15 protein-coding genes are annotated in these 13,756 nt (G+C 32.4%); 11 read left to right on the plus strand and 4 right to left on the minus strand.

The window, feature by feature from the left end:
* Positions 1–52: 52 nt before the first annotated feature.
* Together B4I81_RS01790 and B4I81_RS01795 are read left to right on the plus strand one after the other, a co-directional pair.
* Positions 53–838, plus strand: coding sequence for a helix-turn-helix domain-containing protein (locus B4I81_RS01790; RefSeq protein ID WP_291106771.1), 786 nt, complete (start codon positions 53–55; stop codon positions 836–838).
* 65 nt (positions 839–903) lie between these two features.
* Positions 904–2,022 carry a hypothetical protein gene (locus B4I81_RS01795; protein ID WP_291106773.1) on the plus strand — a complete coding sequence of 373 codons (1,119 nt, stop codon included), beginning with the start codon at positions 904–906 and terminating at the stop codon, positions 2,020–2,022.
* A 225-nt stretch (positions 2,023–2,247) separates the two neighbouring features.
* Here B4I81_RS01795 and B4I81_RS01800 read toward each other — a convergent pair whose 3' ends face one another.
* Positions 2,248–3,714 (minus strand): aminoacyl-histidine dipeptidase, encoded by a 1,467-nt coding sequence (locus B4I81_RS01800; protein ID WP_291106775.1) that lies wholly within the window; start codon positions 3,712–3,714, stop codon positions 2,248–2,250.
* A gap of 105 nt (positions 3,715–3,819) precedes the next feature.
* On the opposite strand from B4I81_RS01800, the gene B4I81_RS01805 reads away from it, so the two are divergent.
* On the plus strand, positions 3,820–4,884 hold the full coding sequence (locus tag B4I81_RS01805) for a DUF3810 domain-containing protein (RefSeq protein WP_291106777.1): 1,065 nt from the start codon (positions 3,820–3,822) through the stop codon (positions 4,882–4,884).
* Between the two features lie 43 nt (positions 4,885–4,927).
* On the opposite strand, the gene B4I81_RS01810 is transcribed toward B4I81_RS01805, so the two are convergent.
* Positions 4,928–6,232: an NAD(P)/FAD-dependent oxidoreductase gene (locus B4I81_RS01810; RefSeq protein ID WP_291106779.1), complete on the minus strand. Its 1,305-nt coding sequence runs from the start codon at positions 6,230–6,232 to the stop codon at positions 4,928–4,930.
* A gap of 257 nt (positions 6,233–6,489) precedes the next feature.
* Here B4I81_RS01810 and B4I81_RS01815 point away from each other — a divergent pair, with 257 nt between their 5' ends.
* The 3 genes from B4I81_RS01815 to B4I81_RS01825 are packed head-to-tail and all read left to right on the plus strand — an operon-like array spanning position 6,490 to position 8,485.
* Entirely contained in the window at positions 6,490–6,984 is a 495-nt protein-coding gene (locus B4I81_RS01815; RefSeq protein WP_291106781.1) for an RNA polymerase sigma factor, read from the plus strand.
* Between the two features lie 2 nt (positions 6,985–6,986).
* Complete coding sequence (locus B4I81_RS01820) at positions 6,987–7,628, plus strand: hypothetical protein (RefSeq protein WP_291106783.1); 642 nt, start codon at positions 6,987–6,989, stop codon at positions 7,626–7,628.
* Positions 7,628–8,485, plus strand: coding sequence for a TraB/GumN family protein (locus B4I81_RS01825; protein ID WP_291106785.1), 858 nt, complete (start codon positions 7,628–7,630; stop codon positions 8,483–8,485). The genes B4I81_RS01820 and B4I81_RS01825 overlap by 1 nt, the downstream gene beginning before the upstream one ends.
* Before the next feature lie 39 nt (positions 8,486–8,524).
* On the opposite strand, the gene B4I81_RS01830 is transcribed toward B4I81_RS01825, so the two are convergent.
* Together B4I81_RS01830 and B4I81_RS01835 are read right to left on the minus strand one after the other, a co-directional pair.
* Positions 8,525–9,334, minus strand: coding sequence for a lysophospholipid acyltransferase family protein (locus B4I81_RS01830; protein ID WP_291106787.1), 810 nt, complete (start codon positions 9,332–9,334; stop codon positions 8,525–8,527).
* Between the two features lie 106 nt (positions 9,335–9,440).
* Positions 9,441–10,094 (minus strand): NUDIX hydrolase, encoded by a 654-nt coding sequence (locus B4I81_RS01835; protein ID WP_291106789.1) that lies wholly within the window; start codon positions 10,092–10,094, stop codon positions 9,441–9,443.
* Positions 10,095–10,164: 70 nt separating this feature from the next.
* Here B4I81_RS01835 and B4I81_RS01840 point away from each other — a divergent pair, with 70 nt between their 5' ends.
* From B4I81_RS01840 to B4I81_RS01860, 5 genes are all read left to right on the plus strand, one after another.
* Positions 10,165–10,608 (plus strand): DUF4268 domain-containing protein, encoded by a 444-nt coding sequence (locus tag B4I81_RS01840; protein ID WP_291106791.1) that lies wholly within the window; start codon positions 10,165–10,167, stop codon positions 10,606–10,608.
* 70 nt (positions 10,609–10,678) lie between these two features.
* The gene (gene msrB / locus B4I81_RS01845; RefSeq protein WP_291106793.1) at positions 10,679–11,155 is read left to right on the plus strand and encodes a peptide-methionine (R)-S-oxide reductase MsrB; all 477 of its coding nucleotides are present in this window, start codon (positions 10,679–10,681) and stop codon (positions 11,153–11,155) included.
* Between the two features lie 4 nt (positions 11,156–11,159).
* Positions 11,160–11,648: a DinB family protein gene (locus tag B4I81_RS01850; RefSeq protein WP_291106795.1), complete on the plus strand. Its 489-nt coding sequence runs from the start codon at positions 11,160–11,162 to the stop codon at positions 11,646–11,648.
* Positions 11,636–12,310 (plus strand): NRDE family protein, encoded by a 675-nt coding sequence (locus B4I81_RS01855; RefSeq protein ID WP_291106797.1) that lies wholly within the window; start codon positions 11,636–11,638, stop codon positions 12,308–12,310. Before B4I81_RS01850 ends, B4I81_RS01855 begins: the two co-directional genes overlap by 13 nt.
* 2 nt (positions 12,311–12,312) lie before the next feature.
* Positions 12,313–13,353, plus strand: a complete 1,041-nt coding sequence (locus tag B4I81_RS01860; protein ID WP_291106799.1) for a D-alanine--D-alanine ligase — start codon at positions 12,313–12,315, stop codon at positions 13,351–13,353.
* Positions 13,354–13,756 lie beyond the last annotated feature (403 nt).

A 13,756-nucleotide genomic window follows, 5' to 3' on the forward strand; every position in this document is an offset into this window, starting at 1 on the left:
ACCCTTACAGGCGTAAGGAGTATATTTACTAGTTAGCCACAATTGTAAGTCAATGAATTTAAAAGAAAATCAATATTTTGGGATAACAACCGAATCATTAAGAACAGAGAATTTTACTATCTCAATGACCAATCATTCGGCAAACTCAACTATTTCATTGCACGCCCACAATAAGCCTTATTTATGTTTACTTGCTTATGGTTCTTATAAAGAAGAGAGTAATATCATTGATGTTATATCTCAAGGAGAAGTTCTTTACAGGGTGGCTAACTATGAGCATTCTAATAGTTTTTCGAACAAAGGTGGCTTATGTTTGAATATAGAAATGAACGACTATGAACAATTTATAACTCTAAATGAACTTCACTTACCAAATAAACTATCAAAGCAAAAAGCAGTAATAGAATTGTATAAATTGCTTTATGGTTTAAAACATGGTTTGCCAAATGACATCATCAATATATATTGTTACGAATCAATGATTGTGGTAATAAACATATTCAATAGCAAAGGTGATCTTAATTGGGTAAAAAAAGTAAAAGAACGCATAAATGATAATCCATTAGAAACTATTTCACTAGATAAATTGAGCATTGAATTTTCACTTCATCCAAATTACATCGTTCGTAAATTTAAAGAAATCACGGGTTTTAAACTTTCTGAATATCTAACGAAGATAAGACTAGAATTTGCAATGAAATGCTTATTGTCAAATGAAGAAAATATCACTTCTATAGCTTTAGAAAGTGGCTTTTATGACCAAAGCCATTTTATTAAGAACTTTAAAAAATATATAGATGCTACTCCAAATCATTTTAGAAAAGTTATTATAGGTTAATCTCGTACTATTTTAACCTTTTAGCAACAACTAATTTTGTGATTCAAATCTAAAATGAAACTATTGTGAAAATTAAGAAAAAAACCAAAAACATTTTACTTATTAGCATTTCAATATTAGTTGCTCTATTTTTTTATGGAAGCTACAATCTTGGCAACGATAGAAAATGTTATAGAGAAATAGTAGCATTAGCAGGTGATGGAGATTTAAGTGCAGTTTTTATCAAAATGGAAGAAAGAAAAAGTTTCTCAAATCCGATAGTGAATTTTATTTATCAAAGATGGAAGAAAAAAATGTATGCTCGTTTTATTTCAAAAGAAGAAGTATTTGAAAACACATCAGGAAATGAGGTGATTAATGATATTTCGAACATATATCGTGAATATTGGCGAATAGAACTATTGAAACCAAATCCAGAAAACAGAACAGACTCTACCCTTTATAATAACATCGCTGATTATATAGTATCCAAAAAGTTAACAAATCTTTCAAAAGATAGCTTACTTAAGAACATTAATGACGACTCTGTATTGAAAAAAATAATTGAAAAAGAAGGGTTTAAAGTAGATTTTAAATTCCGAAATGGTTTTCAAGAGATCTTTATTTGGAATAAAGAAAGTGCTAAAAAATATGATGTTATTTTACCAAAAGACACAGTGAAAACTACTGTTGTGTTTATTGAAAGCTATCATATAAATGGCTATGACGAATTTGCAACTTTTGGTACTTCTCAAGTGGGTGGTTGGGCTGTAAAAGAAGCTGCAACGCTATACTGTAATAAAGGAATCTATGATTTAAATTCAGAAAAATTTAAAATTTCTTATTTAAAACATGAAAGTTTACATTTTACTGATTTAAACAAGTACCCAAATTTAAGTTCTGCGGATTTGGAATACAGGTCAAAAGTAATTGAATTGATGTATTGTACAGAAGGAACTATTTATGACCGAATCTCAGAATTTGTGTCAGGAGCGAATAAAGCAGATAGGGAAAATTCCCATCCGTACGCCAATTATATTTTGATTCAGAATCTGTCGAAATTGATATTCAATTCCGATTTCAACTCAGATCTTAATCAATGGAAAAAAGTATCGGTCGAAAAAATTAACAAGGCTGCATCTTCATTGTATGAATCAAGCGAAAATATACTGAGAAAAGACAGTAGCTTAAAAGAAATAATATAAACTGTGGCTAACACACGTCAGCCGGCAATTTTTGCTATTGCTCAGTTTTTCAACTTTTCGTTTTCCGCATTTTCATTATCTTAGCTCGACAAATTAACACTCCGCAAACACCAATTGTGGCTGGCGTGGGAACGTTAAAAAAGCTGTTTATGACTACTTACCTTTTTTAAAGTATAAACAAAAAAATCCCGATTTTCATCGGGATTTCCTCTTTATTCTATTTTCTTACTTCTTAACCGGAATATTTTGTAAAATTTCCAATACAAATTTCCAATATTTTTGAGCGGAAGAAATACTCGCTCTTTCATCTGGGCTGTGTGCTCCGTGAATGGTTGGTCCAAAAGAAATCATATCCATGTTTGGATAATTCGTTCCTAAAATACCACATTCTAATCCAGCGTGACAAGCCACAACATTTGGTTTAGAACCGTTTTGTTTTTCGTAAATAGACGTTAATACATCTAAAATTTCAGATTTTACATTTGGTGTCCAACCTGGGTAACTTCCTGTAAATTCAACTTCGCAACCAAACAATTCGTAAGCCGAACGCAACGCATTCGCTAAATCAAATTTAGAACTCTCCACAGACGAACGCGTTAAATTCTGAATCGAAATTTCGCCGTCTTTTACAATTACTCTGGCAATATTATTTGATGTTTCTACTAAATCAGTCATATCAGCTGACATTCTGTAAACGCCGTTGTGAGCGGCATAAATCGCTCGTAACAAACCTTCTTGCACGCCTAAATCCATTACTTTTGCTGGAGTTGTCTCGCTTTTAACAATATCAATCGTTAAATTCGGTTCCATCGTTTTGAACTCAGCTTTAATTTCGTTGATGATTTCTTGCATATCAAAAACAAAAGCTTCGTCATAAATCGCTGCGATAATTACTTTTGCAACGCTTTCTCTTGGAATCGCATTACGCAAACTTCCACCAGAAATTTCAGAAATCTGTAAACCAAAATTCTCAAATCCGTCAAATAACAAACGGTTCATGATTTTGTTTGCATTTCCTAATCCTTTGTGAATATCCATTCCCGAGTGACCGCCTTTTAAGCCTTTCACTGTAATGGTATAACCAACCGAACCTTCTGGCGTTTCTTCTTCGTTGTACGTTCTAGTAGCTGTTACATCTACTCCACCCGCACATCCGATATCGATTTCATCGTCTTCTTCGGTATCTAAATTCAATAAAATTTCTCCGTCTAACATGCCGCCTTGTAAGCCCATTGCTCCTGTCATTCCCGTTTCTTCGTCAATCGTAAACAACGCTTCGATTGCTGGATGCGGAATATTAGTACTTTCTAAAATCGCCATGATGGTTGCCACTCCTAAACCGTTATCAGCACCAAGCGTAGTTCCTTTAGCACGCACCCAATCACCATCAACATACATTTCAATTCCTTGTGTATCGAAATCGAAATTCGTGTCGTTGTTTTTTTGGTGTACCATATCCAAATGCGATTGCATTACGATAGTTTTGCGGTTTTCCATACCTAGAGTCGCAGGTTTTTTGATAATCACATTCCCCACATGATCTTTCACAGTTGGCAATCCTAATTTTTGTCCGAATTCCATCATAAAAGCAATCACACGTTCTTCTTTCTTAGACGGACGCGGAACGGCATTCAAATCGGCAAATTTGTTCCAAAGTGCTTTTGGCTCTAAATTTCTTATTTCTTGGCTCATTGTTTTATTTGAGTTTTAATGTTTCAAATTTTAAGATAACAAAGTTACAAAGTTTAATTGCTTTACAAATTGATTTGTGATTATATTTACGTTTTAAAAAGCGCTGTGAAAAGAAAATTTATCCTTCCTTTATTCTTACTTATCCAAATCATCGTAGTGAAAACGATAGGTTTGTTTCCTGATTTTGTTGAAAATGTATACAGCAAAGGTTTTTATCCGAAATTGGCTTTTGTATCGAGAAAAGTTTTCGGTTGGTTGCCGTTTTCGTTTGGCGATGTTACTTATTTCATTCTAATTTTACTTTTATTCCGTTGGATTTGGAAACACCGAATTGGCTTTTTTAAAGAATGGAAAGATAACCTATTAGCAATATTGAGTTGGGTTTCGGTGTTTTACTTGTTCTTTCATTTGCTTTGGGGAATGAACTATTACCGAATTCCGCTGCATGAAAAACTACATATTGAAAAAGAATATTCGAAAGAACAATTGGAAATTTTCATTGAAAAGATGTTGGTAAAAACCAATGCTTTACAACTTAAAATCACTAAAAATGATTCGGTTGCAGTTGTGATTCCGTATTCGCATGATGAAATTTATAATTTGGCCTTGAAAGGTTATGAAAATATCCCAACCGATTTACAAGAATTCCGTTACGAAGTAAAAAGCATTAAATCGTCGTTGTTTAGTTATCCTTTGAGTTATATGGGATTTGGCGGTTATTTGAATCCGTTTACCAATGAAGCACAAGTCAATTATTTAAAACCGAAATACACTTCACCACTAACCACTTGCCACGAAATGGCGCATCAAACTGGAATTGGAAGCGAAAGCGAATGTAATTTCATTGGATTTGTAACGGCTGCCAAAAATGAGGATTTGTATTTCCAATATTCCGCCTACAGTTTTGCATTGCGCTATGCGTTGCATAATTTAGAGATGATGCAAGAAGGAAGTTCAGAAGTTTATATAAAAAAAATCAACAAAGGTGTTTTGAAAAACTTTGAGGAAAACGAAATCTTTTGGAAGAAATACCAAACGCCAATCAATACTTTTTTCGAATATTTCTACGACAATTTCCTAAAAGCCAACCAACAAAAAGACGGCATGGAAGGGTATAATAAATTTGTAGGATTAGCGATTGGGTATGAAGGAGTGGTCAGTGTTCAGTAATGAGTTGGCAGTAACTGAACACTAAAAACTGAACACTGAACACTTATAATTCATCACTCGTAAAACTCACTTGATTTCTTTTCTTATACGGACGCATAATCAATCGTGCCTCTCTATCGAAACGGATGTAATTGTACACCCAATTTAAGAATACTACCGCTTTATTTTTGAATCCGATTAACGAAAATAAATGCACAAACATCCAAACAAACCATGCGAAAACGCCACTAAATTTGAATTTTGGTAAATCGACAACTGCTTTGTTTCTTCCAATGGTTGCCATCGAACCTTTGTCTTTGTATTCGAATGGTTTAGGTTCTTTTTTATTGATGATTTTAATTAAATTATTGGCTAATAATCGTCCTTGTTGCATCGCAGGTTGTGCCATCATCGGATGTCCTTGAGGATATTGTTCTGAAGCCATTACGGCAATATCTCCAATTGCAAAGAGATTATCATAACCTTCAACTTGATTGAATTGATTAACCTTGATACGGTTTACATTTTTGATAAAACTATCGGCTTTTAAACCATGAGGCAAAGCTCCTTGAACTCCAGCAGTCCAAATCACCGTTGCGGAATCAAAAGATAAATCAGAACTAGTGGTAACGGTTTTTCCATCGTAACCTGTTACACGAACGTTTTTCCAAACACTTACACCTAAATCTAACAGAAACTTTTCAGCTTTCTCCGAAGCATTTTCACTCATCGAATCTAAAACGCGATTACTTCCTTGAATTAGATTGATTTCCATTTTTCGAACATCTAAATCGGGATAATCTTTTGGCAAAATGGCTTTTTTCATTTCGGCCAAAGCACCCGCTAGTTCTACTCCTGTTGGTCCACCGCCTACCAAAACAAAATTCATCAAACTATGACGTTCATCAATATCATTCGTAAGCAAAGCTTGTTCGAAATTCTCTAAAATTAAACTACGAATATTCAACGATTGTGGAATGGTTTTCATCGCCATACTATTGCGCTCGATTTCTTTATTTCCAAAATAATTCGTTTTCGAACCCGTTGCAATGACTAAATAATCGTATTTGATATCACCAATATCGGCATAAATGATATTGTTTTCGGGGTCAATATCACGAACTTCGGCCAATCGGAAATAAAAATCTTTATACTCTTGAACGATTTTCCTTATCGGATAAGCAATAGAATCGGGTTCTAAACCGCCCGTTGCCACTTGATACATTAAAGGTTGGAAATTATGGTAATTATGTTTGTCTAATAAAACAACTTGAACTTTTTTATTGCGAAGTCTTTTCGCTAAAGAAATTCCTGCAAAACCACCACCAATGATGACAATTCTAGGAAAGCTACTACGAGGTATGTTCATCGTTTAAAATCTAATTAGTCAAAGGTAATAAATTTCAAGTTCAAGTTCAATCGGGCCAACTAAAGTCAATTCACATTTAACTAAATTTTATATTTTCAATCTAAATTTATCTTAAAAAATTAAATATTGAGTTTGCCCTTGTGATTGAATTTGAATTTGTTCTTGAACTTGTATTTGATTTTTGAATTTGTCCTTGTACTTAAACTTGATTTTTACTAAACTTGTAACATATTCTTTCAAATGACTACTTATTGTATATGAAATCGGAATCGGAAGCACTTTTTGTTAAGCAACTCAAAGAGAATCAGAATATAATCCACAAAATTTGTCGATTGTATACTACTGATGAGGATGCGCATAACGATTTGTTTCAGGAAATTACGATACAACTTTGGAAAGCCTTTCCCAACTTTAGAGGCGATTCTAAATTTACTACTTGGGCGTATCGCGTTGGATTGAATACTGCCATTACTTTATATCGAAAAAAGAAAAGAACCATTGATGCCATTGAGTTTGACAATACTTTTCATAAAGTAACACAAGACGATTACAATTTTGAAGAAGAAGAAAAATTAAAGCTTTTATACAGCGCTATTAGCGAATTAAATGACATTGAAAAAGCCTTAGTTTTGTTGTATTTAGAAGATAAAGATTACACCGAAATTTCAGAAACCTTGGGGATAAGTGAGGTAAATGCACGAGTAAAAATGAATCGTGTAAAAGGGAAATTAAAAAAAATATTAAATCCGTAGCTATGGATGAATTAGAATTATTAAAAAAAGACTGGAAAAAACGAGAAAGTTCGTTCCAACAAATAGGTGAAAATGAAATTTATGGTATGCTGCATAAACGTTCTTCTTCTATTGTAAAGTGGATTGTTATTATTAGTGTTCTAGAACTTGTTTTGTGGGCTAGTATTTCTTTTTTTACAGCTGATGAAGAATATTTCAAAACATTAAAATTATACCACTTAGAAACCGCAATGCCTGTAATTTCAGCTGTTAATTATGGGGTTATTTTATATTTTATTTATCTATTCTTCAAAAATTACAGAAGCATTAATACAACAGATACAATCAAACAATTAATGCAAAGTATTATAAAAACAAGAAAGACAGTTAAATATTATGTTTGGTACAATTTAGCCATGACTGCTTTTTCATTTATTTTAGTTTTTATTTTCCAATTCATGTATGATCCAAACATTCGTAAAATAATAGATAAAATGTCGCAAAACATTGATGCCAATACCTTTTACTGTATAATGTTAGTTGTTTATGCTGCAATAATTGCGATTTTTATTGGACTTATTTGGTTATTCTATAGATTACTTTATGGAATTTTACTAAAAAAACTTCAAAAAAACTTTGACGAACTTAAAAAAATAGACTACTAATGAAACATTTCTTTATTTCCCTTTTAACATTAATTACAGGATTATCCTTTTCTCAAGAATTAGAAAAAAGTTTGCTATGGAAAATTTCGGGTAATGGATTAAAGTACGATTCTTATTTATTTGGAACAATACATGTATCATGTGATGCCTCATTAGATGATAGCACAATAAAAGCGCTTAAAACTACTGAACAGCTTTTTTTAGAAATAGATATGAATAAACCTATAGAAATGGAAATGATGAAATACATTACCATGAAAAATGAAAATAAAATATCAAAATTACTAAATTCAGAAGATTTTAATTTGGTGGATGAATTTTTAAATAAAAAAATGAAGATGTCTTTAAAATTTTTTGATAGTTACAAACCATTTATGATTGCTACTATGCTATATCCATCAATATTAGAATGTTCAATTCAAAATATTGAAAGAGAATTAATTATTATAAACAAAAACAATAATAATAAAGAAGTTTTTGGTTTAGAAACCATTAAAGAACAAATGGAAATTTTTGATCAAATCCCATATGAAATTCAAGCCGAAGAGTTAGTTAAAATGGTGAAGAGTGATTTGAAAAAAGATAAAGAAGAAATAAAAAAAATGATTGCTATCTACAAGAATAAAGATATTGATGCAATGCAACAAATTATGGATGAATCTGAAAATAAAATAACTTCTGAAAATAAGAAAATTTTAATCTATGACAGAAACAATAAATGGATTCCAACAATAATAAAAATTATCAACGAAAAACCAACTTTTATTGCTGTTGGAGCAGGGCATTTAGCCGGTAATGAAGGCATCATTAAACTTTTAAGACGCAATGGTTATAGAGTTGAAGCGGTGATTAATTAATTTAACATATTAAAAAAGTTCTGATATTCAGAACTTTTTTTAATAACTCCATCTTCTTTGTTCGTCTTCTTTTCGTTTTTCTTCAAGCACTTCTGCCGGTATCACTTTTAATAAAGAAGGGTGTTGTTCTATTGCAAATTCGATCATTTCAACTACTTCGTCAACCGTTGCTGTTTCATAATCGATTTTTAAAGGTTCTTTAATTACCATCGATTGTAAGATTCCTTTTTTCTTAATCATCAATCCTTTTCTATCAAAAGAACGCCTAAATCCATCAATAACAATAGGTACAACTATGGGTTTATGCTGTAAAATAATATGAGCCGTTCCTTTTCTTACTGGTTTAAAAGAACGTGTAGTTCCTTGAGGAAAAGTTATTACCCAACCATCCTCCAAAGCAATTTTAATGTTCTCTGTATCATTTGGATTTACTTCTTTCTTCTCCGTAACATCTTGCCCTTTTGCTCTCCAAGTTCTCTCAACAGTAATAGCGCCAGCATAAGCTAAGATTCTAGGCAGTAACCCCTCTTGCATGGTTTCTTTAGCGGCAACATAATACATATTCAGTTTCGGATTCCACAAATACATTACGTTCTTAATATTATTCTCTCTTCCTTTTAATGCTGCATTAAAAACATGAAACATCGCTACTACATCAGCAAAATATGTCTGATGATTAGAAATAAACAATACATTTTTGTCAGGTAAACTTCTGATAATTTCTGAACCTTCGATTTGTAATTGGTTAAAATTACGATAACGACGGTGTGTTAAAAAACCCGCAATACGAATTAACCAAGTTTTTAAAAACAATATATGTCCGAAAGGATTTCTCTTAAATAATCCCATAATTTTTTATTTTTTTTACAAAACAAGAACGCAAAAGTAATAAAATAGGTGACTTTAGAAAGAAAAACAGCTTAAAATCACATTATAAGGTAATAATTTGAAATCGCTAAAAATTACATTTACTCAAAGCGCATTTTATAGTTTCCTTTAACTCGCTCATCATCATAGCAGTAGCTCCCCAAACAACATATTTATCCACCATAAAAGCAGGCACCTCAATATCCGTTGCGTAAGACGTTGACATTTTGACTTTTGTAATACTTTTTTCGTCTAAAAAATCGGCAATTGAAAATTCTAAAACCCGCTTAACTTCATCCAAATCAGGAATAAAAGTTAATTCTTCATGCGAAATTCCCATAAATGGCGCTACCAAAAAATTACTTGGTGGAATATAAATTTCGCTAAAAGGCTTAATGATTTGAATTTTTTCTGGATGAATCCCAACTTCTTCATGTGTTTCTCTAAGCGCTGTTTCCTCTAAATCAGCATCGAACTCTTCTACTTTTCCTCCTGGAAAACCTATTTGAGAAGAATGAACTCCCGGATAGGAATTCCGAACAATTAAAGCCAAATGCGTTACTTTATTTTTAGGATAAAACAACATTAAAACCGCCGCCTTTCTAGGATTTTTATCCATATAATTTTCCTCCTTTAAATAAGAAATACGCTCTAACGGTGCCATTTTTGCATGTGCATCCGTAGAAAGAAGAGTTTCTTTTTCTATCTTTGGAAGGTGTTTTATAAAATCATTAAAAAGCATACCATCTCAATTTAGCAACCTTAAAGGTAGCTATTTTTTTTCAAACAAAATAAATTTCTAATTCAATAATATGTTCAGTAAAGAAGAAGCACTACAAATAAAAAAAGATTTTTGGATAGCCTTTGCCGAAGAATATCCCCGCAAATGGTTGTTATACAATACCAAAATCAAAGATGTAACCTTCAAATTTTATGTTGACAATAAAAAAGCACAAGTTTTACTCGATATAGAACCAAAAGACGAAGAAAAACGTAAAATATATTATGAGAAAGTAGAATCGTTAAAAACCATTCTTTTAGAAGACTATTTAGACGATGTTATTTTTGAACGCAATTTTTATTTAGAAACAGGAAAAGTAATCAGCCGAGTTTGGGTAGAAAAAACAGGAATTAGTATCAACAACAAAAATACGTGGCTTGAAATTTTTGACTTCTTTGCCGAAAAAATGGATGCTTTTGAACGCTTTTTCTATGAAAACGAAGATTATATTAAAGATTTAGAAATCAATACGTAATTCAAATACTTTGTAACATTGTTAACACTTTATTTGAATTCTAACCCTTAAATTTGAAAAAATGTTAGCTATGAAATCGTTATTTTTATTAATCGCAATTATAACTTTACAATCGTGTCAATCCCAAACCAAAGAACCTAAAACTATGAATTCAAATTCTAAAAAAACCGAAGCCGAGTGGAAAGCACAGCTTACTCCAGAACAGTATGAAGTACTAAGAAACAAAGGTACAGAAAGAGCTTTTACAGGAGAATATTGGGATCATTTTGAAAAAGGAAAATACGTTTGTGCAGGTTGTGGAAACGAATTATTTACTTCTGATACTAAATTTGATTCGCACTGTGGATGGCCTTCATTTGATAAATCGATAAAAGGCTCTGTGGTTTACAAACAAGATTTGAGCTATGGAATGATTCGTACTGAAGTTTTATGTGCCAAATGTGATGGTCATTTAGGACATATTTTTGATGATGGTCCAAAAGAAACTACTGGCCAGCGCTATTGTATGAATTCGGTTTCTATAAAATTTGTTCCAGAAACCAAGTAAGAATATGTTGACCCAAATTGTAAAGCAAAACTTAACTGAAAATATTGATCTTCTTCAGCAATTAACAAATGAAGAACTGACATTGCCGTTCCCAGAATTAAGCAAGGCAACCATTGGTGAACACATGCGACACATCATTGAACTTTTAGGCGCATTGTTAGACCATTACGGTAATGGTTACATCAATTACGATAAAAGAAAACGCGACATTATCCTTCAATCCGATACCAAAGAAGCGATTAAAATCCTTGAAAAATATTGTTCTGAACTAGATAAACCAAACAAATCACTTTATTTAAAACATAATTGTTTCAGCGATACAGAAACGCTTGAAACCAACTATTTCAGAGAATTACTATACAATTTAGAGCATAGCATTCACCACCAAGCCTTGATAAAAGTAGCATTGTTTCGCTTACCGCACATTAAAATTTCAGATTCTTTCGGAATTGCGCCATCAACTCTAGAATACCGAAAACAATGTGCACAGTAACGTATATTCCAACGAAAGAAGGCTGTATCATCACTTCTAATCGTGATGAAAAAATTACACGTGAAAGAGCACTTCCTCCAACTGAATATCATATTGAAGGAAAAAAAATCACCTTCCCAAAAGACCCAAAAGCAGGTGGCACTTGGATAGCACATAGCGAAACTAAAATTGTCGTTCTACTCAATGGAGCGCAAGAAAAACACCTTCCAAAACCCAATTATCGAAAAAGTAGAGGCTTAGTAGTTTTAGAATTAATAAGTGTAGAAAATTCGCTGCAATACTGGGAATCAGTAGATTTAACTGATATCGAACCTTTCACTATTATCTTGTTCGAAAACAATAAACTAGTTCAATTACAATGGAATGAAGTAGAAAAAACCGAAGAAGTTATTGATGAAAAACAATTTCACATTTGGTCTTCTTCTACGCTATATTTTAAAGAAATTCGGGAACAAAGAAAAACTTGGTTTCACAATTTTATGCAAAATAAAAGTAATCCAACAGGCGAAGAAATCTTACATTTTCATCAATTTACTGAATCTGAAAATAAAGATTTTGGATTACAGATTAATCGTAATAATGTATTAAAAACCATTAGCATCACACAATGCCAAGTAACTCAGAACAATATTGAAATGCGCTATTTAGATTTATTCGAATAAAAATGACAAAACTGAATCTCTTTCTACATAAACTAATTCATTGGGAATATTGGCCATATCACGTGGTTTATATTCCTGTGTACTTTCAATATTTGTTTTATGCAGCAAGAACACGTTCGTTTTTTTATTTCAATGCCTCAAATCCCACTATAAAAAATGGAGGCTTTTTCATGGAATCAAAAAAAGAAATTTACGATTTAATTCCATCTGAATATTATCCCAAAACTCTTTTGATTGAGGCTACTGAAACATTAGAAGCTATTCAAGAGAAAATAAAAGAAGCGGCTATTGAATTCCCATTAATTGCAAAACCCGATATCGGTTTAAGAGGAACAGCCGTCAAAAAAATTTACAATACGGAAGAATTAGCAGCCTATTTTTCTAAAGCGAATTTCAACGTTTTAATTCAAAGTTTAATTCCGTATGAGAATGAAATCGGACTTTTCTATGTAAAATTGCCTAACCAACCCGGTAAAATTACTGGAATAGTAGCAAAAGAATTCATGATTTTAACAGGAAACGGGAAAAACACGATTCGAGAATTATTACATCAAGACAAACGCTATCTATTACAATTAGAAGTACTTGAAGCCGAATACAAAGACAAATTAAACACTATTTTGAGCGAAGGAGAAACTATTAATTTAGTTCCTTACGGAAATCATTGTCGCGGAACCAAATTCATAGATGCAAGTAACGAAATCACTCCTGAAATGATGGAAAGTTTCAACACCATTTGCAATCAAATACAAGGTTTTCACTATGGTAGAATGGATATCATGTTCAACTCTTATGAAGATTTAGCAAAAGGTAAAAACTTCCAAATCGTAGAAATCAACGGTGCTATTAGCGAACCTACCCACATGTACGACCCAAAACACAGTTTATGGTTTGGCTGGAAAGAACTTACACGACATTTCCATTACATGTACTTAATTAGCAAAAACAACCACAAAAAGGGGGTAAACTACCTAACCTTCAAAAAAGGAGTTCGCGAATTCAAAAAACATCACAAATATTACAACACCATATTAGAGTTTTAAGGCGTTACCAAACAAGGACCAGGCTATCGGCACTCGCTTTAATTGGTTGCCTGAGGTTCTCGAAGGCAACCAATTAAGAGCTCAAACAATACTTCTATCCCTAACGCGGAATTGATTTTCATTAGAATAATTATACTATTCCCATTCCCTTTGGGACGATATATAGATAACAAAAAAGCCTGTCTAAATATAGACAGGCTTTTCAAAAGACTCGAGGGCTGTGCCCGACTGAGCTTAGCTAAAGGCGGCGACACTCTCCCACATAACTGCAGTACCATCTGCGCAGTCGTCCCGAAGTTTCGAGATTAACTTCTCTGTTCGATATCTTAAATTAATTTTTTAAAAAAATTACACAAAACAAAAAACCCCTCATCGTTAGATGAAGGGTTTTCAAAAGAAAGGC

Source organism: Flavobacterium sp. UBA6195, assembly GCF_002422095.1.
GTDB lineage: Bacteria > Bacteroidota > Bacteroidia > Flavobacteriales > Flavobacteriaceae > Flavobacterium.